Source organism: Curtobacterium sp. 320 (assembly GCF_031455235.1).
In the GTDB taxonomy this organism is placed as follows: Bacteria; Actinomycetota; Actinomycetes; order Actinomycetales; family Microbacteriaceae; genus Curtobacterium.
The window spans coordinates 39,082-61,258 of record NZ_JAVDSI010000016.1 but is presented as its reverse complement, the minus strand read 5'-3'; the positions used below and the strand labels follow the sequence as shown (position 1 = coordinate 61,258).

Sequence of the window (22,177 nt, the reverse complement as noted above, 5' to 3'; positions counted from 1 at the left end):
GTTTGGGGGGTTATATTTCCCTCTTGGGCCTGGGATGCCTGGGGTTGGGGGGGGGGGGGGGGGGGGGGGGGGGGGGGGGGTGGGGGGGGGGGGGGGGGGGGGGGGGGGCCGCCCCCCCCCCCCCCCCCCCGCGCCTCCAGTGCGTTGCGTCTGCGCTCACGCGACGGGGGTCGCGCCCACCCAGTCGGCCAGCTTGCGCGCGGCGGCGCCCGAGTCGATCGCGTCGGCCGCGACGACCAGCTGCTCGCGGAAGCGCTGCAGGATCGGGCGGTCGACCTCGGCCGGGTCCTCCGCCAGGCGGAAGGACACCAGGCCGGCGGCGGCGTTGACCAGAACGATGTCGCGCACCGGACCGGTCTCCCCCGCGAGGACACGGTGCACCACGGCGGCGTTGTGCTCCGGGTCGCCGCCGAGCAGGTCCTCGATGCGGGCCCGGGCGATCCCGAGGTCGCGCGGGTCGAGGTCGTGCTCGGTCACGCGGCCGCCGGTGACTTCCCAGATGTGGCTGTGCCCGGTCGTCGTCAGCTCGTCGAGGCCGTCGTCGCCGCGGAACACGAGCGCGGTCGCCCCGCGGGTCTGGAACACGCCCGTGATGATCGGGACGAGCTCGAGCTGCGCCACGCCCACGGCGTTCGCCTCGCACCGTGCGGGGTTGACGAGCGGACCGAGGAAGTTGAACACCGTCGGGACGCCGATCTCGCGGCGGACGGGTCCGGCGTGCGCGAACCCGGGGTGGAAGGCGCTCGCGAACGCGAAGGTCAGCCCGACACGCCGGAAGGTGTCCGCGACACGCGCGGCGTCCATCGTCAGGTCGAGTCCGAGTGCGGCGAGGACGTCGCTCGACCCGGACTTCGAGGAGCTCGCCTTGTTGCCGTGCTTCACGACGGGGACGCCCGCGGCGGCGATCACGATCGCGCTCATCGTCGAGACGTTCACCGTGCCGACGACGTCGCCACCGGTGCCCACGATGTCGAGCGCCATCGGGTCGACGTCGAGCGGGACGGCCGCGTCGAGGATCGCGTCGCGGAAGCCGACGACCTCGTCGACGGTCTCGCCCTTGGCGCGGAGGGCCACGACGAAGGCGGCGATCTGCGCCGGGGTGGCCCGACCTGCCACGATCTCCTGCATGGCCCATGTGGACTGGCTGATCGTCAGGTCTTCGCGCGCCATGAGCGCGCTGATCACGGCAGGCCAGGTGAGAGCGTCGAGCATGCTCTGATCGTAGTGAATTCGAGAGACCCGCCAGTTGGCTGCGAAAACACTGTCCGTGGTTTCGGCCATAATGGAGTCTGTGACTAGCACCCCTCTCTCCAGATCCGCCAGCGGTCCGGTCCTGAACAGGCCGAACGCCGTTGCCGTGGGGACGATCGTGTGGCTGGGCAGCGAGGTCATGTTCTTCGCCGGCCTGTTCGCGATCTACTTCACGTTGCGCAGCACCTCGCCCGAACTCTGGGCGACCGAGACCGCCAAGCTCGAGGTGCCCTTCGCCTCGGTGAACACGATCATCCTGGTGCTGTCCAGCTTCGCCTGCCAGTTCGCGGTCTTCGCCGCCGAGCGCTTCCAGGTGCACCGGACGAGCTGGAACCCCAAGGACTGGGGCATGACGGAGTGGTTCTTCGTCACGTACTGCATGGGCGCGATCTTCGTCTGCGGTCAGATCTTCGAGTACGCGAACCTCTGGCACGAGGGCGTGACGCTCTCCTCCAGCGCCTACGGTTCGGCCTTCTACATGACCACCGGGTTCCACGGTCTGCACGTCACGGGTGGCCTCATCGCCTTCCTCCTGACGCTGGGCCGCGGTTTCGCCGCCAAGAACTTCGGTCACAAGGAAGCGACCACCGCGATCGTCGTGTCGTACTACTGGCACTTCGTCGACGTCGTCTGGATCGGCCTCTTCGCCGTCATCTACCTTCTCAAGTAGGAACTGGATAGCCCCCACCGCATGTTCAACAGAACCAAGTCCAAGAAGGGCCGCCGTTCACCGATGGCGACCGTGTCGCTCATCGTCGTCGGTCTCATGACCACCGGCGGTGCGTACGCGCTGTTCAGCTCCACGGCGAACGCCGACGACAGCACGAGCACCGTGGCGGCCTCGAGCCAGTCGAAGGTGAACGAGGGCCAGAAGCTCTTCGCCTCGAACTGCGCCACCTGCCACGGCCTCTCCGCGCAGGGCACCAGCGAGGGTCCGTCCCTCATCGGTGTCGGCGCCGCGTCCGTCGACTTCCAGGTCGGCACCGGCCGCATGCCGATGGCCGCCCAGGGTCCCCAGGCCGAAGAGAAGCCCGCCCAGTTCACGGACGAGCAGATCGACGCCCTCGCCGAGTACGTCGCCTCGCTCGGCCCCGGCCCGGCGGTCCCCTCCGAGAGCCTGACCAACGGCCAGGACGGCGACGCCGCCGAAGGTGCGGAGCTCTTCCGCATCAACTGCGCGATGTGCCACAACGTGGCCGGTGCCGGTGGTGCCCTGACCGAGGGCAAGTACGCGCCGAACCTGCAGTCGGTGTCCGGCAAGCACATCTACGAGGCCATGGTCACTGGCCCGCAGAACATGCCGGTGTTCAACGACCTGAACCTCACCCCCGAGCAGAAGGCCGACATCATCACGTACCTCAAGTACGTGCAGGACAACAAGTCGCCCGGCGGGTTCGCACTCGGCTCCCTCGGCCCGGTGGCAGAGGGTCTGTTCATCTGGATCTTCGGACTCGGCGCGGTCGTCGCGATGACCGTCTGGCTGACCGCGAAGTCCAACTGATCGTCCGTGTCGAACGACACTGAAGGGAACACCATGGCAGAGCACGACGACGAGGCACTGAACTCGTCCTCGGCTGTCGAGAAGCACGGCACGACCACCACCTCGGCCGGGATCGCGGTCCTGCCGACGGACCCGTTCGAGAACCCGGGCGAGCCGCCGCACCGCGCACGCCGCACCGACGTCGACCCGAAGAAGCAGCGCCTGGCCGAGCGTCAGGTCGCCACGTTCTTCTACCTGTCGATCGTGGGCAGTGTCCTCGCGATCGCGGCCTACGTCGCCTTCCCGATCGACTCCGACGACTTCGGGACCGTCCGGACCGCCAACCTCTGGCTCGGCCTCTCGATCGCCCTCGCCCTGCTCGCGCTGGGCCTCGGCGCCGTGTACTGGTCGAAGTCGCTCGTGGTGGACCGCGAGATCACCGAGCTCCGCCACGGCACCCGCGGCACCGACGCGACCCGCGCCAAGGCGGTCGAGGCGTTCCAGCTCGCCGACAAGGAGTCCGGCTTCAGCCGTCGCAAGCTGATCCGCAACTCGATGATCGGCGCCCTGGCGGCCTTCCCCCTCCCGGGCATCGTCCTCGTGCGCGACCTCGCGCCCGCCGCCGACCCGAACGAACTCCTCCGCCACACCATGTGGGCGAAGGGCACGCGCCTGACGAAGGACCCGACGGGTCTGCCGATCAAGGCGTCCGACGTGACCATCGGTTCGGTGTTCCACGTCATCCCGGACGGCATGCTCGACAAGGAGGACATGCTCGAGGAGAAGGCCAAGGCCTCCGTCCTCCTCATGCGCCTCGACCCCAAGGACCTCAACCCCTCCAAGGGCCACGAGAACTGGGGCTACGACGGCATCGTCGCGTACTCGAAGATCTGCACCCACGTCGGATGCCCGGTCGCCCTGTACGAACAGCAGACGCACCACCTGCTCTGCCCGTGCCACCAGTCGACCTTCGATGTCTCGAACAACTGCGAGGTCATCTTCGGGCCGGCGGCACGCCCCCTCCCCCAACTTCCGATCGCGATCGACGACGACGGCTACCTGGTTGCGCAGAGCGACTTCCACGAGCCCGTCGGCCCGTCCTTCTGGGAGCGTGAACGCTGATGAGCAGCACGACCACCAACGCACCCGCGTCGTCGACCACCAAGTCGGCACCGGAGCGCGGATCCCGCATCATCGGCGGGGTCGCCAACTACATCGACGAGCGCACGAGCATCTCGGGCCTCGTGAAGGAGGTCGGGCGCAAGATCTTCCCCGACCACTGGAGCTTCATGCTCGGCGAGGTGGCGCTGTACAGCTTCGTCGTCGTCCTGCTGTCCGGCACCTTCCTCACGTTCTTCTTCCAGGCGTCCATGGCCGAGGTGGTCTACCACGGCTCGTACGTCCCGCTGAAGGGCATCGAGATGTCGACCGCACTGCAGTCGACGCTCAACATCTCGTTCGACATCCGCGGCGGGCTCTTCGTCCGGCAGATCCACCACTGGGCGGCCCTGCTGTTCGTGGCCTCGATCATGCTGCACATGGCCCGCGTGTTCTTCACCGGTGCCTTCCGCAAGCCGCGTGAGCTCAACTGGGTGTTCGGCTTCATCCTGTGGGTCCTGGCCATGGCCGAGGGCTTCACGGGCTACTCGCTCCCCGACGACCTGCTCTCCGGCAACGGTCTGCGCATCATCGTCGGCATGATCGAGGGTGTGCCGGTCATCGGCGTCTGGATCGCCTACCTGCTCTTCGGTGGCGAGTTCCCGGGCACCGACATCGTCGGCCGCCTCTACACGCTGCACATCCTGCTGCTCCCGGCGATCCTCGTCGCGGTGCTCGGCGTCCACCTCGTGCTGGTCGTCATCAACAAGCACACGCAGTTCGCCGGCCCCGGCAAGACGAACGAGAACGTCGTCGGCGTGCCGATCCTCCCGGCGTTCGCGGCGAAGGCCGGTGGGTTCTTCTTCATCGTCGCGGGCATCCTCGCCCTCATCGCGTCGCTGTTCACGATCAACCCGATCTGGAACTACGGCCCGTACGACCCCTCCCCGGTGTCCGCCGGTACCCAGCCCGACTGGTACATCGGCTTCGCCGACGGTGCGCTCCGTCTGGTGCCGCCGCACTGGGAGGTCGTGTGGTTCGGCTACACGGTGTCGTTCAACATCCTCGTGCCGATCGCGGTGCTGGTGTTCCTCATCCTCGCCATCTTCATCTACCCCTTCATCGAGGGTTGGGTCACCGGCGACAAGCGTGAGCACCACATCCTCGACCGTCCGCGCAACGCCCCGACCCGCACGGCGTTCGGTGCCGCCGGCATCACGCTCTACGCGAGCCTCTGGGCCGCCGCGTCGTCGGACATCATCGCGACCCACTTCTACGTGTCGATCGACCACGTCATCCACGTGATCCAGGCCACGACGGTCCTCGGCCCGTTCGTCGCCTTCTGGATCACGAAGCGCGTGTGCCTCGCCCTGCAGAAGAAGGACCGCGAGATCGTCCTGCACGGGTACGAGTCCGGCCGCATCGTGCGACTCCCCCACGGCGAGTACATCGAGGTGCACGAGCAGCTCGACGAGTACGAGCGTTGGAAGCTCCTGCAGTTCAACGAGTACAAGCCGCTCATGATCCGTCCGAACGCCCGAGGCAAGATCTCGAGCCTGCAGAAGGCCCGCGCCAGCATGTCGCGCTTCTTCTTCGAGGACCGGATCACCCCGGTGTCCAAGGCCGAGCTCGAGGCTGCGCACGCCGCGCACCACGGCCCGGACCTCGAAGCCGGACACGAAGCGCCCGCGGTCGAGTCGAAGCACTAGGCACCCCGCGCACCGGAACCCCCGTCACCTCGGTGGCGGGGGTTTCGTCGTGCGTGCGGGAACGCGCCGTGCCGCGTTCACGTTCGATTCACCGACACGTGCTGGACTCGTCCAGGACGGTGTGGCACTGTGTTGCACCACGCACCCGACCAACGGAATGAGACCCCGATGGACAGCCGGACGGCCGAACACCCCAGGCCGAACCACTTCCTGCTCCACCTCAGCGACACCCATCTCGTGGCGGGTGACGGCGACCTCTACGGTGACGTCGACTCAGCTGCGCGGCTCGGCCAGATCATCGTCGACATCGAGTCGTCGGGGACGCGTCCCGAGGCCATCGTCGTCACGGGCGACGTCGCCGACAAGGGCGAACCCGGCGCGTACGCCCGCATCCGCGACATCGTCGAGCCGGCCGCGCGGCGGATCGGCGCACAGGTCATCTGGGCGATGGGCAACCACGACGAGCGCGGCGCCTTCCGGCAGGAGCTGTTCGGGCTCCAGCCGACCGATCGTCCGGTCGACTTCGTCTACGACGTGAACGGCCTCCGGGTGATCACCCTCGACACGAGCGTGCCCGGCGCCCACCACGGCGAGGTCTCCCCCGAGCAGCTCGACTGGCTGGCCGAGGTCCTGTCGGAGCAGGCGCCGCACGGCACCATCCTGGCGATGCACCACCCGCCGGTGCCGAGCGTGCAGGACCTCGCCGTCCTCGTCGAGCTCCGCGACCAGGACGCCCTGGCCGAGGTCGTCGAGGGCAGCGACGTCATCGCCATCATCGCCGGCCACCTGCACTACTCGACGAGCGCCGTCTTCGCGGGCATCCCCGTGTCGGTCGCGAGCGCCACGTGCTACACCCAGGACCTCACCGAGTACCAGGGCGGTACCCGAGGACAGGACGGCGCACAGTCGTTCAACCTCGTGCACGTCTACGGCCACAACGTGGTGCACTCGGTCGTGCCGATCGGGCACTACGCCACGGTCGGCGAGCCGGTGTCGTCGGCCCAGACCGAGGCTCGGCTCGCAGCGGCGGGCGTGACGATCCCGGCGGCGGCGGAGCCCGCGCCGGTGACGTCGAGCATCCCGGTGTTCACGCTCGACTCCGTGCCGGTCTCCCCCGTCCACCGCTGAGCCCGAGCGCGCGGCACGCACCGGGCGGGGCCAGGAGGCGCGGGTCGGCTCGGTGGTGCGCCCGCGGTCCCCGATGGTTGCGTGTGCATGGTGCGACATCGTGGTCGTCGTTCGACAGCGGTCTTGTCGGTGGTTGCACGCGCATCAGTTGCATGTGCATGGTGCGACACCGTGGTCGTCGTTCGACAGCCGTCTTGTCGCTCCTTGCACACGCACCTGCCCGCGCGCACAAGGAACGACATCGCCGACGTCGTACGACAACGGCCTCGTCGCTCATTGCACGCGCAACAAGCTGCGCAAACGACGAAAAGACCCGCCCGCGCGCCCGGCCTCAGCCCGCGGGGCGCTCCCACGGCGCCGGGAACGGGAAGTACTTCTCGAGGAAGTCCGTCACCCGCTGCGTCCGCTCCTCGTCGCTGACCTCGGGGAAGCTCCCGTCGTTCAGGCAGAAGAAGTCCGCGTTCCGCTTCTTGAGCAGGTCGCCGAGCGCCCGCAGACCGGACTGCATCGTCGTGTCGATGTACCGCACCTCGGCGTTCTCCTGCACGATCGCCCGGCCCGTCAGCAGCGAGTAGTAGTGGTACAGCGAGTTCGTCACCGAGATGTTCTCGGCAGCACGGAACCGTGAGGCCGCGGTAGCCGCGAACTCGTCGGCGAACTCGTGTTCCATCTCGGTCATGATCGAGGCGCGCAGCGGGGTCGGCGCGTGCTCGAGGTGCCGGGTCGTCACCGCACCGAAGCGCTGCTGCAGGAGTCGGCGGTTGACCCGGGCGGAGTTCTCGAACCCGCTGCGTGCCGGGTTGTTCGACCCGAGGCCGATCCGCGTCGTCGCGAGGATGAACTTTGTCACCGAGCCCGGGCTGAAGAACACCGAGGGGTCGACCAGGCGGCCGAAGAACATGTCGTCGTTCGAGTAGATGAAGTGCTCGCTGATGCCCGGGATGTGGTGCAGCTGCGACTCGACGGCCTGCGAGTTGTGCGTCGGCAGGACGGAGGGGTCGGCGAAGAACTCCTCGGAGCGGACGATGCGCACCTTGGGGTGGTCGGCGAGCCAGGCGGGCGCCGGGGAGTCCGTGGCGATGTAGATCTGCCGGATCCACGGCGCGAACGTGTGCACCGACCGGAGCGCGTACTTCAGCTCGTCGATCTGGCGGAAGCGGGCGGGGGCGTCGTCGCCCTCGCCCAGGACCGCACCGGACTGCGCTGCCTGTCGTGCCCGCTGGTACTCGATGGCGTTGCCGTCGACCCACGAGAACACGATGTCGATCGGGAACCGGATGTCCGACACGTGGTCGTCGAACATGTGCTCGACCGTGCGCCAGGTTCGGCCGTACCGCTCGATGTCGACGAGCACGAACTCGTCGACGGGCAGGCTGCGGCGCATCAGGGCGTTCTCGACGGGCGCGAGGACCTCGGTGTCGGTGACCCGCCAGAACTCGAGCTGCACGCTCGTCTCGGCGCCGTAGCGCAGGCGTCCGAGCGGCTCAAGGCGCGGCCGGAACACGCGCAGGACGGGCTCGTCGACGGAGCCGAGGCCGTCGTCGATGACGAGCACCGCGGGCTTCCCCGGTGGCTTCGCGTAGAAGGGCTCGTTCGCGGCGGCGGCCATCACGGCGCTCTCCGCCCGCTGCCGGTCGCGCTCGTCGAGGGCGATCACCGGCCGCTGGTCGTTGCCGCGGATGAGCAGGTGGTCGACGTCACCGGCGGTGAGGGCGTCGTCGAGGAACAGGAGGTCCTCGATCATCGACTGCTGCGGCGTCAGGTGCCCGTTGACGAGCGTCAGGCGTCCCTTCCGCACGACGACGTCGGGACGTTCGAGACCGCCGGAGGACGGTCGAGGGTTCAGCAGAGGACTCTCGGTCACCGGCTCGGTCTCGTTGCTCATCCACACCCTTCGGATCAGTGCGCCGGACCCGTTTGCCCGGCGACTCATCCTACCGTCCGCGCGGACGCTCGGTCCGCTCGTCGGTCGCCCGGCCTAGGGCCTGGAGGCGCTGCTCGCCTCCGCCTCGCGCGGCACCTTCACGACGATGCCGACGACGATGAACAGCGCGGCGGCGACGAGCTGCAGTGCCGCCCACAGCTCACCGGGGATCGGCACGACCGCGAGCGGGTTCCAGCAGACGGCGATCGCGGCCATCAGGAGCGCCGCCCACCACGTCCGCCCGCGCACGGCGAAGACGAGGACGATGAGGCTGAGCACGGTGACACCCCAGCGGGCGAACACGAAGCCGGACGAGTCGACGATCGCGACGCAGGCGAGGAGCACGATCGCCGCGATCAGCGACGGGGCGAGGGCGGGCCGGGTGAACGGCGGCAACTCGCGCCCTGCCCCTCGGCCAGACGCCAAGCCCGACCGCGTCGGCTCCGCCCCGCCCACCGGCACGCCGTGCAGCGACGATCCGGCCGGTGGTCGGCCCTTCCGTCCTGCCATCAGGCGGTGGCCCCGTCGAGGTCGATCGCCTGGATGGACCGGGACATCGGCGGGAGCTCGCGCACCCGTTCGAGCGCGGGCACGAGCTCGGCGACGTAGGCCCGGTAGCCGTCCTCGGTGAGGTGCAGGCCGTCGTCGGTGAACCGGTCGTCGAGGTGGTCGCCGTCGGCGAGGGCCGGCCACGCGTCGAGGTACTGGGCGTGGCAGGTGGCGACGAACTGGCGGAGGTGCCGGTTCGCCTCCTCGATCTTCGCCGTGTACTCCGCCTGCCGCGGCAGGATCGACACGAGGAGCAGCCGGACGCCCGGGAGCTCGCGGCGGAGGGTCACGAGCACGGACTCGACCCCGCGGACGACGTGCTCGACGCTCTTGCGGTGGTTGCCGAAGTCGTTCGTGCCGATGAGCAGGACGATGACCTCGGGCTGCTCGGCCACGACGGCGTCCAGCCGTGCGAGGACCCCGTCGCTTGTGTCACCGCCGATGCCCTGGTTGACGGTCCGCTCGTCCGGCAGCCAGGCGTCCCACGACCCCTGCTCGGTGATGCTGTCGCCCAGGAACAGGACGCTCGTGCGTTCCTCGGTCATGCTGCCTCCTCGTGTGCGGGTTCCGGGTTCCCATTCTGCTGGGTCCAGTTCCGCCCCGTCGACTCGGTGTGCTCGGACTCCCGCTCGGCGGCCGCCGTGATGCGCTCGACCATCCCGGGGAAGATCACGCCGTGGAACGGCAGGATCGAGTACCAGTACAGGCGGCCGGCGAGCCCCTGGGGGAAGTAGATCGCCCGCTGCCGGTAGTCGCTGCCGCCGTCGTCCGCGGGGGTCACGGTCATCTCGAGCCAGGCACGGCCCGGGGACTTGAACTCGGCGCGCAGTCGCAGGTAGCGCCCGCGTTCGAGCCGCTCCACGCGCCACCAGTCGAGGGCGTCGCCCTGTTCGAGGCGCTTCTGGTCGCGGCGACCGCGGTTCAGGCCGACTCCCCCGGCGAGCTTGTCCATCCACCCGCGGGCCACCCATGCGAGCGGGAAGGAGTACCAGCCGTTCTCGCCGCCGATCGACTCGACGACCCGCCAGACGTCGTCCGCCGAGGCCGCCGAGTGGCGCTTGCGGTCGTCGACGTAGACGGTGTGGCCGGCCCAGTCCGGGTCGCTCGGCAGCGGGTCCGCGGGGGTGGCCGCGAGCGTCGCGTTCCGCCAGCTGGTCTCGACCTCGCCGGTGCGCATGCGGCTCAGGGCGAGACGGACCGCACGGCGGTACCCGGTCAGCCCGCCCTCCGGCCGCGGCACCACGTCGTCGATGTCGTGCTCGCGCTGGACGCACTCGAACTGGAGCGACTCGATGATCGGCTTGGCGAGCTTCCGCGGGATCGGCGTCACGATGTTGAACCAGTGCGCCGCGAGCCCCGGGGTGAGGACGGGCAGGGGCGAGATCGGGCGCTGCGGGAGCTTCGCCTCCACGGCGTACCCGTTGAGCATCTGCCCGTAGCGGAGGACGTCCGGGCCGCCGATGTCGAACGTGCGGTTCACGTCGGCGGGGATGTCGAGCGCCTTGACGAGGTAGTAGAGGACGTCACGGACAGCGATCGGCTGGATGCGGTTCCGGACCCACCGCGGCGCCGGCATCCACGGCAGGACGTCCGTGACGTGGCGGATCATCTCGAACGAGGTGCTCCCGGACCCGATCACCACGCCGGCCTGGTACGCGATCGTCGGGACGCCGGAGTGGAGCAGGACGTCCCCGACCTCCTTGCGGCTGCGGAGGTGCTTCGAGAGCTCGCCGTCGGGGTGCAGGCCGCCGAGGTACACGAACCGGCGCACGCCGGCGGCCGAGGCCTCGCGCGCCATGGTCTCGGCGGCGTCCCGCTCGGCCCGCTCGAAGTCGCCGTCCGCGCCCATCGCGTGGGCGAGGTAGTAGACGGCCTCGATGTCGGCGACGGCCCGGCGCACGGCGTCGGCGTCCTGCAGGTCGCCGGCGGTGATCTCGACGTCGTCGTGCCAGGGGACGTCCTGCAGCTTCCGGGGCGTGCGGACGAAGACGCGGACGGTGTGACCGGCTTCGAGGAGACGTGGGACGAGACGACCGCCGATGTAGCCGGTGGCCCCGGTGACGAGGACGCGCATGCGGGGCACGGTACGCGGCTCGGCTCCGGGTAGGCTTGCCGGGTGGACAAAGCAGCGTTCTCCGTCACCGCCGATGCCGTCCGTGGTCTCATCGACCACGCGATCCTCAAGCCCGAACTCACGCGTTCGGACGTCGACGCCCAGCTCGACGAGGCCGCCGCGTACCGCGTGTTCAGCGTGTGCGTCCGCCCGAGCGACGTCGCGCACGCCGTCGAGCGCCTGACCGGCACCGGGGTCGGCGTCGGCACGGTCATCGGCTTCCCGCACGGCACCACGTCCACCGCGGCCAAGGTCGCCGAGTCGCTGCAGGCCCTCGCCGACGGTGCGTTCGAGCTCGACATGGTGCAGAACATCGGCGCCGCGAAGTCCGGCGACTGGGAGCGCGTCGAGGCCGACGTCCGCGCCGTGGTCGACGCCGCGGGCAGCACCGTCGTCAAGGTCATCCTCGAGACCGCCTTCCTCACCGACGACGAGATCGTCGCCGCGTCGCGCGCCGCACGGTCCGCCGGTGCCGCCTTCGTGAAGACCTCCACCGGGTTCGCCGGCGGTGGCGCCACCGCGGAGCACATCGCCCTCATGCGCGCCACGGTCGGCCCCGACACCGGTGTGAAGGCCTCCGGCGGCGTCCGCGGGCTCGACACGCTGCTCGAGATGGTCGAGGCCGGTGCGGACCGCATCGGCACGAGCGCCTCGGCACGCATCCTCGACGAGGTCGCGCACCGCGCCGAGACCGGCACCGCGTCGGCCGTCGGCGACGACACCACGTCCTACTGACGGTCCGGGGCGCGAGCCCCCGCGACCTCCAGCACCACCCGACCCACCACCAGGGGCCGGCGCCCACCGGACGCGACGACGCGTGCGGGACCGGCACCGCGCCTCCAGACCGCCGCATCGGAGCGCGCATGTCCACCACCCAGTCCACCCCGCTCGCCCTCGCCGTCGACCTCGGCGGGACGAAGGTCGAGGCGGCCCTCGTCACCGACGCCGGCGTCGTCCTCCCCGCCACGCGGTTCCGCAGCCCAACCGGCCCCGGCCGGACGTCCGACGAGCTGCAGGCCGCGGTCGACGAGGTCGTGACGGCCGCCCTCGCCGCGCTGCCGACGGACGCCTCGCTCGTCGGTGTCGGCATCGGCTCGGCAGGTCCGGTCGACGAGGAGCACGGACTCGTCTCCCCGCTCAACATGCCGGTCTGGCGCGGGTACCCGCTCCGGGACCGCGTCGCCGCACACGTCCCCGCCGGTGTCCCGGTGACGCTCCGCATGGACGGCCTGGCGATCACGCTCGCCGAGCACTGGGTCGGCGCGGCGCAGGGCTCCGACCACGTGATGGGCATGATCGTGTCGACCGGCGTCGGCGGCGGCCTGATCCTGCACGGCCGGACCGTCAGCGGCCCGACGGGCAACGCCGGGCACATCGGCCACGTCGAGTGCGGCGGCTTCGACGACCACTGCGCGTGTGGCGGCACCGGCTGCCTCGAGGCGATCGCCAGCGGCCCGAAGACCGTCGCGTGGGCGCAGCGGCAGGGGTTCACGGGCAGCACCGGCGAGGAGCTCTCGGCGGCCTACGCGGCGGGCGACGAGATCGCGGTCGCGGCCGTCAAGCGCAGCGGTCGCGCCCTCGGGCAGGCCATCGCGGCGGCCACGAGCCTCGTCGACCTCGAGGTCGTGGCCATCGGCGGCGGGTTCTCGCACGTCACGCCCGACCTCTTCGAGTACGCGCGCGAGGCGGTGGCGGAGCGCGTCGAGTTCGGCTTCGTGACCAAGGTGCGGATCGTCCCGACGGGGCTGTCGCAGGACGGTCCGCTCATCGGCGCCGCGGCGCTCGTGCACCGGGCCGACGTGCTGCGCTGACGACGTCGGCTCTCGACGGCACGTGCTGACGGACGGGAGGCGCGGTGCGGGGCCGACCCGCGCCTCCCGGCCCACAGGTGGTCACGTCACGGACGCACGTCCGTCGCTCTCCACAGGGCGCGTCGACGCGCCGTGCGCGTCGGGCAGGATGTCCGGGTGTCCCGAACCCGGCTGCTGACGAGTGACGACTGGCCCGAGGCCGAGCTGCGCGCAGCGGTCCTCGCCGGCGAGCTCGTGGCCGTCGGGGCGTGCTGGGCCTCCCCCGCCGAACCGCAGACCCCGTCACTCCGGGCGGCAGCCGCGGCGTGGGCCCTCCGTGACGCGCGCCTCATCGCGAGCACCCGGACGGCCGCGTGGGTCTGGGGTGCCGTCTCGCGTGCACCGGCCCCGCTCGAGGCCTGTGTCCCGCTCCGGGTCCGCGTGCACGTCGACGGCGCGCTGCGCGTCCGCGAGGTCGTGATCACGGACGAGGACGTCGTCGTCCTCGGTGGCCTCCGCGTCACCACACCGCTGCGCACGGTCGTGGACCTGCTGCGCAGCCCCGGGGACCGGCCCGGTGGGTTCGACCCGTCGGACGCCGCGGCGGTGGTCGGGCTCCTGGCGATCGGTGCGGTGTCGGTCGATGCGGTCGGCGGGTCCCTCGCGACCCTCGGGACGATCCCGATGGCCCGGCAGGCGGAGCGGCGGTTGCGGGCGGTCCTGGAGTCCGGTCAGCCCGCGCTGACGCGGTAGACGTCGTAGACCGCGTCGATCCGTCGCACGGCGTTGAGCACACGGTCGAGGTGGGTCGTGTCGCCCATCTCGAACACGAAGCGGCTCAGCGCGAGCCGGTCGGACGACGTCGAGACCGTCGCGGACAGGATGTTCACGTGGTGGTCCGTCAGCACCCGGGTCACGTCGCTGAGGAGCCCCGACCGATCGAGCGCCTCGATCTGGATCTGCACGAGGAACACCGACTTCGAGGACGGCGCCCACTCGACCTCGATCATCCGGTCGGGCTCGTTCATCAGCGACTTGACGTTCGTGCACGAGGCCTGGTGCACCGAGACGCCCTGGCCGCGGGTGATGAACCCGACGATCTGGTCGCCCGGGACCGGCGTGCAGCACTTCGCGAGCTTGACGAGGATGTCCGGCGCGCCACGCACGAGGACGCCGCTGTCGCTGTTGCGCAGCTGCCGGCTCGTGACCTGGCGGGGGAAGCTGAGCTCCGGCTCTTCCGTCTCGGTCTCGGTCTGGACGTTCCCGAGGACCTTCTCGATCACCGACTGCGTGGAGACGTGCCCCTCGCCGACGGCCGCGTACAGCGCCGAGATGTCGTCGTAGCGCATCGACGACGCGACCTCGGAGATCGAGTCCTGGCTCATGATGCGCTGGAGCGGCAGGTTCTGCTTCCGCATCGCCCGCGCGATCGCGTCGCGGCCCTGCTCGATCGCCTCTTCGCGGCGCTCCTTGGTGAACCACTGCTTGATCTTGTTCCGGGCGCGAGGGCTCCGGACGAAGGTCAGCCAGTCCTGGCTGGGGCCGGAGTCGGGGTTCTTCGACGTGAAGATCTCGACGACGTCGCCGCTCGACAGGGCGCTCTCGAGGGGCACGAGACGCCCGTTGACCTTGGCGCCCATCGTGCGGTGGCCGATCTCGGTGTGCACGGCGTACGCGAAGTCGACGGGGGTCGCACCGGACGGCAGCCCGATGACCTTGCCCTGGGGCGTGAAGACGTAGGTCTCCTTCGCACCGATCTCGTACCGGAGCGAGTCGAGGAACTCCCCCGGATCGCTCGTCTCGGCCTGCCAGTCGGTGATGTGCGCCAGCCAGGCCATGTCCTGGTCGGTCGCCGACGAGGAGTCGACGTCACGGCCGGCCGCGCGCTGCTTGTACTTCCAGTGGGCGGCGACACCGAACTCGGCCCGCTGGTGCATCTCGTGCGTGCGGATCTGGATCTCGACGGCACGGCCCTGCGGCCCCAGGACGGTGGTGTGCAGCGACTGGTACAGGTTGAACTTCGGCGTCGCGATGTAGTCCTTGAACCGACCCGGCAGCGGCGTCCACCGCGCGTGCACGGAACCGAGCATCGCGTAGCAGTCGCGCACGGTCGGGACGAGGACGCGGATGCCGACCAGGTCGTAGATCTCGTCGAACTCGCGCCCGCGGACGATCATCTTCTGGTAGATCGAGTAGTACTGCTTCGGCCGGCCCATGACCTCGCCGCGGACCTTGGCGGCCTTGAGGTCCTTCTTGAGCGTGCCGATGACGTTCTGGACGAACTGCTCGCGCTTCGGCTGGCGTTCCTTCACCAGGCTGTCGATCTCGACGTACAGCTTGGGGTGGAGCACCGCGAACGAGAGGTCCTCGAGCTCCAGCTTGATCATCTGGATGCCGAGCCGGTGCGCGAGCGGCGCGTAGATCTCGAGGGTCTCCTTCGCCTTGCGCGTGGCGGAGGTCGACTCGACGAAGCCCCACGTGCGGGCGTTGTGCAGCCGGTCGGCGAGCTTGATGACCAGGACGCGGATGTCCTTCGACATCGCGATGACCATCTTGCGGACGGTCTCGGCCTGAGCGCTGTCGCCGTACTTGACCTTGTCGAGCTTCGTGACGCCGTCGACGAGCATGGCGATCTCGTCGCCGAAGTCCTCGCGCAGCTGGTCGAGCTGGTAGTCGGTGTCCTCGACGGTGTCGTGCAGGAGCGCCGCGGCGATGGTGATCGGCCCGATCCCGAGGTCGGCGAGGATCTGCGCCACCGCGACCGGGTGCGTGATGTACGGCTCGCCCGACTTGCGCTTCTGCCCGTCGTGCGCGCGTTCCGCGACCGAGTAGGCGCGCTCGATGAGCGTCACGTCGGCCTTGGGGTGGTGCGACCGGACGGTGCGGATCAGGGTGTCGACGGCACCGGCGGGCTGGGCGCGCGAGAACAGCCGCGGCAGCAGCGATCGGAGCGAACCGAGGTTGCCGGTCGTGTTCGGCCCGAGCGGACTCGTCGGCCGGGGTGCGGAGCCGGGGCGGCTCGCGGAGCCGGTGTCCTGCCCTGCCCGCGGCGCAGAGGCGTCCTGCGGCGTGGACTCACGCGTGTCCGTCATGCGGCGCCTCCCGGGATGCCCGTCCGAGCTCGATCCGACAAGACTACGCGTGTCCGGTCAGTGCTCGTGACGCGGTTCGCCCTGGGCGTCGCGCACCACGGGGGCGCCCGACTGCTCCCACGCGACCATGCCGCCGACGAGGTTCACCGCCGGGACCCCGGACTGCTCGAGTGCCGCCACGACCCGAGCGGAGCGTCCGCCGGAGTGGCAGACGATGATCGCGGGCTCGTCGCCCCCGTCGATCTCCTTCCACCGGGCGACCAACTCGGACATCGGCACGAGGGTCGCCTCGGGCGCGTGGACTTCGTCCCACTCCCCCTGCTCGCGCACGTCGAACAGGCGCGCACCGGCGTCGATCCGCCGACGGGCCTCGGCGACGTCGATGTCGACGATGTCCGCCGGCATCAGACGCCCGCCGTCGCGTCGACCTCGCGCTGACGCTTGGCGGCAGCGGCCTGCTTCTTGGCGTCGGCCTGCTTGATCTTCGGCTCGTTCTCACGCAGGTGGGCGTACATCGGCGACGCGATGAAGATCGTCGAGTAGGTGCCGACGATGATGCCGATGAACAGCGCGAGCGAGATGTCGCGGAGCGTTCCGGCGCCGAGGATGTACGACCCGATGAAGAGGATCGCGCCGACCGGCAGCAGAGCGACGACCGAGGTGTTGATCGACCGCACGAGCGTCTGGTTGACCGCGAGGTTCACCGACTGCACGAAGGTGCGGTGGGACTCCTGGCTCGTGTTCTCGCGGACCTTGTCGAACACCACGACGGTGTCGTACAGCGAGTAGCCGAGGATGGTCAGGAAGCCGATCACCGCCGCGGGCGTGACCTCGAGCCCGACGATGCCGTACACGCCCGCCGTGATGAGGAGGTCGTGGAGGAGCGCCACCATCGCGGACACCGACATCTTCCACGTGCGGAAGTACAGCGCCATGAACACCGCCGCGAGGGCGAGGAAGATCACGAGGCCGCGGATCGCCTGGTTGAGCACGTCGGCACCCCAGGTCGCACCGATGAAGGTCGCGGCGACCTGGCTGTCCGGGACGTCGTAGGCCTTCGCCAGGGCGTCCTGGACCTCGGAGGTCTCACGGTCGGTGAGCTGGCCGGTCTGCACGCGGATGCCGTGCGTCCCGAGCTGCGAGACACGCGGGACGCCGTCGGGGACGATCGACTCGACGGTGTCGGTGGCGAGGTTCTGGTCGAGCGTCTTCACGTCGGAGAGCGTGAACTCGGACCCGCCGGTGAACTCGATGCCGAGCTGGTACCCGCCACGCAGCCACGGGACCGCCAGCGAGACCACGATCGCGATGATCGCGATGACGTACCAGGTCTTGCGGCGGCCGACGATGTCGTACGAGCGCTTCCCCGTGTAGAGGTCGCTGCCGAACTGGCTGAAGCTGGCCATCAGTCGTCCTTCCCGTCCGGCGTCGTGCCGTTCTCGCCGGAGGCCTGCGCGGCCTTCCGCTCTGCGATCGTCTGTCGACGCTGCGCCTCACCGGCGCTGCGCTGACGCCTGCCGTCGACGACCGGCGCGCGGAACTGCGCGCGACCGCGGTAGACGGCACCGAGGGCCGCGGGATCGAGCCCGCTGAACCGGTGTCCCTCGCCGAAGAAGCGGCTGCGGGCGATGAGCTGCATCATCGGGTGCGTGAACATCACGACCACGACGACGTCGATCAGGGTGGTGAGGAGCAGCGTGAACGCGAAGCCCTTCACGTCGCTCACCGCGAGGATGTAGAGCACCACGGCGGCGAGGAAGTTGATCGAGTCGGACGCCAGGATCGTGCGCAGTGCACGCTTCCAGCCGGCCTCGACGGCGCTCTCGAGGCCTCGGCCGTCACGGAGTTCGTCCCTGATGCGCTCGAAGTACACGATGAACGAGTCCGCCGTGATGCCGATCGCGACGATCAGACCCGCCACACCCGCCAACGACAGGCGGTAGTCGACGCGCCAGGACATGATCGCGATCACGAGGTACGTCAGCGCCGCGGCCACACCGAGCGAGAGGACCGTGACGAACGCGAGCGCCCGGTACTGGATGACCGAGTAGATGATGACCAGGATCAGACCGATCAGACCCGCCACGAGGCCACCGACGAGCTGCGCGGTACCGAGGGTCGCGGAGATGTTCTCGTTCGACTGGACCTGGAAGTTGATCGGCAGCGCGCCGTACTTCAACTGGTCGGCGAGGGTCTTCGCGGAGTCGGCCGTGAACGAGCCGGTGATCTGCGCCTTGCCGTTCGTGATGGCCGCGTTCGACGCCGGCGCCGTGATGACGGAGCCGTCGAGGACGATCGCGAACTGGTTCTGCGGCGGCTGCAGCTTCACGAGCCGGCTGGTAACGTCACGGAAGTCGTCCGAGCTCTTGCCCTTGAACGTCAGGTTGACGGCCCACTGGCCGGTCGACGTGCCCTGCGAGTCGGTTGCGAGGCCCGAGGTGGCGTTGCTGATGCCCGAGCCGGACACCTCGACCGGGCCGAGGATGTACTTCGCGGTACCGTCCTGGTCACAGGTGACGAGGGGCTCGTCGTCCGGCGCCGTCGTGACGTCGTCCGGAGCGTTGCAGTTGTAGTTCGTGTACAGGTCCTGCAGCGCCGGCGTGACCTGGGACAGGTCGCTGCCGTTCGTCGGCTTCGTGCTCGGGGTCGCCGCCAGCGAGGCCGGGGGCGTGTACGGCGTCGGCGACGCGGACGAACCGTTGCTGCCGCCCACCGCGGTGTTGGTCGCCGCCTCGGTGTAGAGGACCGGGCGGAACGTGAGCTTCGCGGCCGCCTCGATGCGGTCGATCGTCGCCTTGTCCGGCTTGCCCGGGATGGAGACGACGATGTTGTTCGTCCCCTGGGTGTTGATCTGCGATTCCGAGACACCGGTGGCGTTGATGCGCTGCCGGATGATGTTCACGGCCTGGTTGAGCTGCTGGCTCGTCACCGAGCCGCCCTCGGTGTTCTGCGCCGCGAGCGTCAGCTGCGTGCCGCCCTGGAGGTCGAGGGCGAGTTCCGGGACCCAGCTGGCCCCTTCGAACCACTTGCCGCTGTCGTCCTTGGTGTTCCCGGCGAGGACCGACGCGGCGGTGTTCAACCCCGCGAGGACCGCCATGAGGATCACCAACCAGGTCAGCGAGCGGATCGCCTTCTTGACGGGTGTCGATCGTGCCACCGGTCGTCTCGTCTTTCTGTCAGGACCGACGGCGGTTGACCGGCGGCAGGTGTCGCCGCCGGGTCGGTGGACCCGGCGGCCGAGGAGTCAGTCTTCGGTCTTGCGCTTCGCAGCGTCGGTGTCGGCGTCCGTGGACTCGACACGCTCGCCGTAGATCGGCTCCCCGTTGAGCTCGGCGACGGGCTTCGGTGCTGCCGGCTCGTCCTCGGGCGTGGCCGTGGTGGTGATGTCCGACGCGGTGTCGTCGACGACACGCGACAGGGTCTGGCGGTGGACGGTGACGACCGTTCCGGGTGCGATCTCGACGTCGGCCGTGACCTTCTCGTCGTCGACCGACAGGAGCGTGCCGTACAGACCGAAGGACAGCATGACCTTCGCGCCCGGCACCATCTTGGTGGCGAGCTCGCCCTGCTGCTTCTTGCGCTTCCGGCTGTTGTAGAACATGAAGGCAGCGAACGCCACGACGATGACGATGAGGATGACTTCTTGACCCATGATGCGTTGCCTTCTCTGGTTGCTCGGTTTCGGGCCGTAGCAGTCTAGGGCACACGTCTGTGCGTGGCATGTCACCGAGACCGCGGACGGGGACGTCAGTCGGCGTCGTCGTCGAACAGGCCGGGCTGTGCGAGGCCGGTCTGCCCGGGTGTCATGTCGAAGTGCCGCCAGGCCCGCGGGGTGGCGATCCGGCCGCGGGGGCTGCGGGTGACGAGGCCGACCCGGACGAGGAACGGTTCGACGACCGACTCGATGGTCTCGGACTCTTCCCCGACGGACACCGCGAGGGTGTTCAGGCCGACGGGACCGCCGTCGAAGCGCGTCAGCATCGTCTCGACCACGGCGCGGTCGAGGCGGTCGAGTCCGAGTTCGTCGACGTCGTAGAGGTCGAGGGCGCCCTGCACGGCGGCCATACCGTCGGTGGTGCGGTGCACGAGGGCGTAGTCGCGGACTCGTCGGAGCAGGCGGTTCGCGATGCGCGGTGTGCCCCGGGAGCGCCCGGCGATCTCGCGCAGGGCGGACCGGTCGATGTCGAGTTCGAGCAGGTGCGCCGCCCGGATGAGGACCTGCTCGAGCTCGTCCTTCTCGTAGAACTCGAGGTGGGCGGTGAACCCGAAGCGGTCGCGCAGCGGGTTCGGCAGGAGGCCGGCACGCGTGGTGGCGCCGACGAGGGTGAACGGCGCGAGGTCGAGCGGGATGCTCGTGGCCCCGGCCCCCTTGCCGACCATCACGTCGATGCGGAAGTCCTCCATCGCGAGGTAGAGCATCTCCTCTGCCGAGCGGGCCATCCGGTGGATCTCGTCGATGAACAGGACCTCGCCGGGGACGAGTGACGACAGCACCGCGGCGAGGTCACCGGCGTGCTGGATCGCCGGGCCGCTCGACATCCGCAGGGGGCGACCGGACTCGTGCGCGACGATCATCGCGAGGGTCGTCTTGCCGAGTCCGGGAGGGCCGGCCATCAGGATGTGGTCGGGCGTCCGGTCCTGCAGTGCCGCCGCCTTGAGGAGCAGGTCGAGCTGCCCCCGGACCTTCCGCTGCCCGACGAACTCGTCGAGGGACTTCGGGCGGAGGGCCCCCTCGAACGCGAGTTCCTCTTGTGACTCGGCGCCCGCGGCGGTGATCCCGCTCACCGGCCGGCACCGGCGGGGCGGAGCGCCCCGAGGGCGGCGCGGAGCAGTGCCTGGGTGCCCATCGAGGCGACGCCCGGCTCGGACGCGATGGTCTCGTCGACCGCACGCTGCGCCGCGTCCTCGCGCCAGCCGAGGCCGACGAGGGCGGCGACGACGTCGGTCGCGGCCGGGTGCGCGGTGCCGCCGCGGGCCGCCACGACGGGGGCCTGCTCGAACGCGGCGAGCTTGCCGGAGAGGGCGACGATGATGAGCTTGGCGGTCTTCGGGCCGATGCCGGAGACCTTGCGGAAGGCACCGTCGTCGTCGTGCGCGACGGCGTTCGCGACCTGGGCCGGGTCCATGTGGGCGAGGACGCCCATCGCCGACTTCGGGCCGACGCCGGACACGCTGCGGAGGAGGTCGAACACCTGGAGCGCGTCGGTGGACTCGAAGCCGAAGAGGAGGTGCTCGTCCTCGCGCACGATCATCGCGGTCCGGACGAAGACCTCGGACCCGTGGCGCATCGTCAGCGCGTGCGCCGGGGTCACCGTGACCGCGTAGCCCACTCCCCCGACCTCGATCACCACGCCGGAGCCGGCGATGTCGATGCAGGTGCCCCGGAGACTCGCGATCATGCCCCGAGCCTACGGCCGGCCACCGACGATGCCGACGAGCCACGCTGCGAGCGACCGGCGGCCGCGGCCGCGGCGCGTGCCAGCGGCGAGTCGACCGTGCCGCCCTGTGCGTCCCGCCACGCGCGCTGTGCCGGGGTGAGGTTCGTGGCACGCGTGCCGACCGTGTCGGGTGACCCGAGCCTCCAGGCGTGGCACACGGCCAGGGCGAGCGCGTCCGCGGCGTCGGCGGGCTTGGGGGCCTCGTCGAGGCCGAGCACGCGCGCGATCATCGTCTGCACCTGGCGCTTGTCCGCGTTGCCGTACCCGGTCACGGCGGCCTTCACCTCGGACGGGGTGTGCAGCCCGACCGGCAGCCCCCGTGCCGCCGCGGCGTGCAGGGCGAGGCCGGCGGCCTGCGCCGTGCCCATGACCGTCCGGACGTTCGCCTGCGCGAACACCCGCTCGACCGCGACGGCGTCCGGACGGTGCTCGTCGATCTCGGCGGCGATGCCGTCGGCGATGCGGAGCAGCCGCTGCTCGAGCGCCATGTCCGCCGGGGTGCGCACGACCGTCACGTGGACGAGCCGGGCGCGGCGGTTCGATGCGACCTCGACGATGCCGACGCCGCACCGCGTGAGCCCGGGGTCGACCCCGAGCACGCGCAG

The 22,177-nt window shown here is 70.1% G+C and carries 21 protein-coding genes; 8 read left to right on the top strand and 13 right to left on the bottom strand.

The window, feature by feature from the left end; translation table 11 throughout:
* Window positions 1-156: 156 nt before the first annotated feature.
* Window positions 157-1,212, bottom strand: coding sequence for an anthranilate phosphoribosyltransferase (gene trpD / locus J2X60_RS16915; RefSeq protein WP_309889135.1), 1,056 nt, complete (start codon window positions 1,210-1,212; stop codon window positions 157-159).
* Between the two features lie 70 nt (window positions 1,213-1,282).
* On the opposite strand from trpD, the gene J2X60_RS16910 reads away from it, so the two are divergent.
* The 5 genes from J2X60_RS16910 to J2X60_RS16890 all read left to right on the top strand — a co-directional run bounded on the left by J2X60_RS16910 (window position 1,283) and on the right by J2X60_RS16890 (window position 6,666).
* Window positions 1,283-1,921, top strand: a complete 639-nt coding sequence (locus J2X60_RS16910; RefSeq protein ID WP_031260857.1) for a heme-copper oxidase subunit III — start codon at window positions 1,283-1,285, stop codon at window positions 1,919-1,921.
* Window positions 1,922-1,942: 21 nt separating this feature from the next.
* Window positions 1,943-2,752: a cytochrome c gene (locus J2X60_RS16905; RefSeq protein WP_309889134.1), complete on the top strand. Its 810-nt coding sequence runs from the start codon at window positions 1,943-1,945 to the stop codon at window positions 2,750-2,752.
* Between the two features lie 33 nt (window positions 2,753-2,785).
* The gene (locus tag J2X60_RS16900) at window positions 2,786-3,853 is read left to right on the top strand and encodes a ubiquinol-cytochrome c reductase iron-sulfur subunit (protein WP_070418987.1); all 1,068 of its coding nucleotides are present in this window, start codon (window positions 2,786-2,788) and stop codon (window positions 3,851-3,853) included.
* Entirely contained in the window at window positions 3,853-5,538 is a 1,686-nt protein-coding gene (locus J2X60_RS16895; RefSeq protein ID WP_309889131.1) for a cytochrome bc complex cytochrome b subunit, read from the top strand. The genes J2X60_RS16900 and J2X60_RS16895 overlap by 1 nt, the downstream gene beginning before the upstream one ends.
* Window positions 5,539-5,706: 168 nt before the next feature.
* Window positions 5,707-6,666, top strand: coding sequence for a phosphodiesterase (locus J2X60_RS16890; protein ID WP_309889130.1), 960 nt, complete (start codon window positions 5,707-5,709; stop codon window positions 6,664-6,666).
* A 331-nt stretch (window positions 6,667-6,997) separates the two neighbouring features.
* Here the strand turns inward: J2X60_RS16890 and J2X60_RS16885 are convergent, their stop codons facing one another.
* The 4 genes from J2X60_RS16885 to J2X60_RS16870 all read right to left on the bottom strand — a co-directional run bounded on the left by J2X60_RS16885 (window position 6,998) and on the right by J2X60_RS16870 (window position 11,213).
* A complete protein-coding gene (locus J2X60_RS16885; RefSeq protein ID WP_071294685.1) occupies window positions 6,998-8,551 on the bottom strand; it encodes a stealth conserved region 3 domain-containing protein in 1,554 nt (517 codons plus the stop codon).
* A gap of 93 nt (window positions 8,552-8,644) precedes the next feature.
* Window positions 8,645-8,986: a DUF6804 family protein gene (locus J2X60_RS16880; RefSeq protein WP_309889128.1), complete on the bottom strand. Its 342-nt coding sequence runs from the start codon at window positions 8,984-8,986 to the stop codon at window positions 8,645-8,647.
* A gap of 113 nt (window positions 8,987-9,099) precedes the next feature.
* Entirely contained in the window at window positions 9,100-9,684 is a 585-nt protein-coding gene (locus J2X60_RS16875) for a GDSL-type esterase/lipase family protein (RefSeq protein ID WP_309889125.1), read from the bottom strand.
* Complete coding sequence (locus J2X60_RS16870) at window positions 9,681-11,213, bottom strand: SDR family oxidoreductase (RefSeq protein WP_070418981.1); 1,533 nt, start codon at window positions 11,211-11,213, stop codon at window positions 9,681-9,683. The genes J2X60_RS16875 and J2X60_RS16870 overlap by 4 nt, the downstream gene beginning before the upstream one ends.
* Before the next feature lie 42 nt (window positions 11,214-11,255).
* Here J2X60_RS16870 and deoC point away from each other — a divergent pair, with 42 nt between their 5' ends.
* The 3 genes from deoC (at window position 11,256) to J2X60_RS16855 (ending at window position 13,795) form a co-directional block, all read left to right on the top strand.
* On the top strand, window positions 11,256-11,987 hold the full coding sequence (deoC, locus tag J2X60_RS16865) for a deoxyribose-phosphate aldolase (RefSeq protein ID WP_071294682.1): 732 nt from the start codon (window positions 11,256-11,258) through the stop codon (window positions 11,985-11,987).
* A 128-nt stretch (window positions 11,988-12,115) separates the two neighbouring features.
* Window positions 12,116-13,063: an ROK family protein gene (locus tag J2X60_RS16860; protein ID WP_309889123.1), complete on the top strand. Its 948-nt coding sequence runs from the start codon at window positions 12,116-12,118 to the stop codon at window positions 13,061-13,063.
* A 156-nt stretch (window positions 13,064-13,219) separates the two neighbouring features.
* Window positions 13,220-13,795 carry a type IV toxin-antitoxin system AbiEi family antitoxin gene (locus J2X60_RS16855; protein WP_309889121.1) on the top strand — a complete coding sequence of 192 codons (576 nt, stop codon included), beginning with the start codon at window positions 13,220-13,222 and terminating at the stop codon, window positions 13,793-13,795.
* Here the strand turns inward: J2X60_RS16855 and J2X60_RS16850 are convergent.
* The 8 genes from J2X60_RS16850 to ruvC all read right to left on the bottom strand — a co-directional run bounded on the left by J2X60_RS16850 (window position 13,774) and on the right by ruvC (window position 22,177).
* Window positions 13,774-16,134, bottom strand: a complete 2,361-nt coding sequence (locus J2X60_RS16850) for a bifunctional (p)ppGpp synthetase/guanosine-3',5'-bis(diphosphate) 3'-pyrophosphohydrolase (protein WP_229085942.1) — start codon at window positions 16,132-16,134, stop codon at window positions 13,774-13,776. The genes J2X60_RS16855 and J2X60_RS16850 overlap by 22 nt on opposite strands.
* Window positions 16,135-16,191: 57 nt before the next feature.
* Window positions 16,192-16,539, bottom strand: a complete 348-nt coding sequence (locus J2X60_RS16845; RefSeq protein WP_309889115.1) for a rhodanese-like domain-containing protein — start codon at window positions 16,537-16,539, stop codon at window positions 16,192-16,194.
* Entirely contained in the window at window positions 16,539-17,540 is a 1,002-nt protein-coding gene (gene secF, locus J2X60_RS16840) for a protein translocase subunit SecF (protein WP_309889113.1), read from the bottom strand. Before secF ends, J2X60_RS16845 begins: the two co-directional genes overlap by 1 nt.
* Window positions 17,540-19,291, bottom strand: a complete 1,752-nt coding sequence (gene secD / locus J2X60_RS16835; protein ID WP_309889111.1) for a protein translocase subunit SecD — start codon at window positions 19,289-19,291, stop codon at window positions 17,540-17,542. Before secD ends, secF begins: the two co-directional genes overlap by 1 nt.
* Window positions 19,292-19,378: 87 nt before the next feature.
* Window positions 19,379-19,786, bottom strand: coding sequence for a preprotein translocase subunit YajC (gene yajC / locus J2X60_RS16830; RefSeq protein WP_070418975.1), 408 nt, complete (start codon window positions 19,784-19,786; stop codon window positions 19,379-19,381).
* Between the two features lie 95 nt (window positions 19,787-19,881).
* The gene (gene ruvB, locus J2X60_RS16825; RefSeq protein WP_309889108.1) at window positions 19,882-20,919 is read right to left on the bottom strand and encodes a Holliday junction branch migration DNA helicase RuvB; all 1,038 of its coding nucleotides are present in this window, start codon (window positions 20,917-20,919) and stop codon (window positions 19,882-19,884) included.
* Window positions 20,916-21,533 carry a Holliday junction branch migration protein RuvA gene (gene ruvA, locus J2X60_RS16820; protein ID WP_071301584.1) on the bottom strand — a complete coding sequence of 206 codons (618 nt, stop codon included), beginning with the start codon at window positions 21,531-21,533 and terminating at the stop codon, window positions 20,916-20,918. Before ruvA ends, ruvB begins: the two co-directional genes overlap by 4 nt.
* Complete coding sequence (gene ruvC / locus J2X60_RS16815) at window positions 21,530-22,177, bottom strand: crossover junction endodeoxyribonuclease RuvC (protein WP_175475696.1); 648 nt, start codon at window positions 22,175-22,177, stop codon at window positions 21,530-21,532. The genes ruvA and ruvC overlap by 4 nt, the downstream gene beginning before the upstream one ends.

Bases quoted from the DNA above. Each gene is read 5' to 3' on its own strand.
- trpD (WP_309889135.1), bottom strand. From the start codon at position 1,212: ATGCTCGACGCTCTCACCTGGCCTGCCGTGATCAGCGCGCTCATGGCG.
- J2X60_RS16910 (WP_031260857.1), top strand. From the start codon at position 1,283: ATGGAGTCTGTGACTAGCACCCCTCTCTCCAGATCCGCCAGCGGTCCG.
- J2X60_RS16905 (WP_309889134.1), top strand. From the start codon at position 1,943: ATGTTCAACAGAACCAAGTCCAAGAAGGGCCGCCGTTCACCGATGGCG.
- J2X60_RS16900 (WP_070418987.1), top strand. From the start codon at position 2,786: ATGGCAGAGCACGACGACGAGGCACTGAACTCGTCCTCGGCTGTCGAG.
- J2X60_RS16895 (WP_309889131.1), top strand. From the start codon at position 3,853: ATGAGCAGCACGACCACCAACGCACCCGCGTCGTCGACCACCAAGTCG.
- J2X60_RS16890 (WP_309889130.1), top strand. From the start codon at position 5,707: ATGGACAGCCGGACGGCCGAACACCCCAGGCCGAACCACTTCCTGCTC.
- J2X60_RS16885 (WP_071294685.1), bottom strand. From the start codon at position 8,551: ATGAGCAACGAGACCGAGCCGGTGACCGAGAGTCCTCTGCTGAACCCT.
- J2X60_RS16875 (WP_309889125.1), bottom strand. From the start codon at position 9,684: ATGACCGAGGAACGCACGAGCGTCCTGTTCCTGGGCGACAGCATCACC.
- J2X60_RS16870 (WP_070418981.1), bottom strand. From the start codon at position 11,213: ATGCGCGTCCTCGTCACCGGGGCCACCGGCTACATCGGCGGTCGTCTC.
- J2X60_RS16860 (WP_309889123.1), top strand. From the start codon at position 12,116: ATGTCCACCACCCAGTCCACCCCGCTCGCCCTCGCCGTCGACCTCGGC.
- J2X60_RS16850 (WP_229085942.1), bottom strand. From the start codon at position 16,134: ATGACGGACACGCGTGAGTCCACGCCGCAGGACGCCTCTGCGCCGCGG.
- J2X60_RS16845 (WP_309889115.1), bottom strand. From the start codon at position 16,539: ATGCCGGCGGACATCGTCGACATCGACGTCGCCGAGGCCCGTCGGCGG.
- secF (WP_309889113.1), bottom strand. From the start codon at position 17,540: ATGGCCAGCTTCAGCCAGTTCGGCAGCGACCTCTACACGGGGAAGCGC.
- yajC (WP_070418975.1), bottom strand. From the start codon at position 19,786: ATGGGTCAAGAAGTCATCCTCATCGTCATCGTCGTGGCGTTCGCTGCC.
- ruvA (WP_071301584.1), bottom strand. From the start codon at position 21,533: ATGATCGCGAGTCTCCGGGGCACCTGCATCGACATCGCCGGCTCCGGC.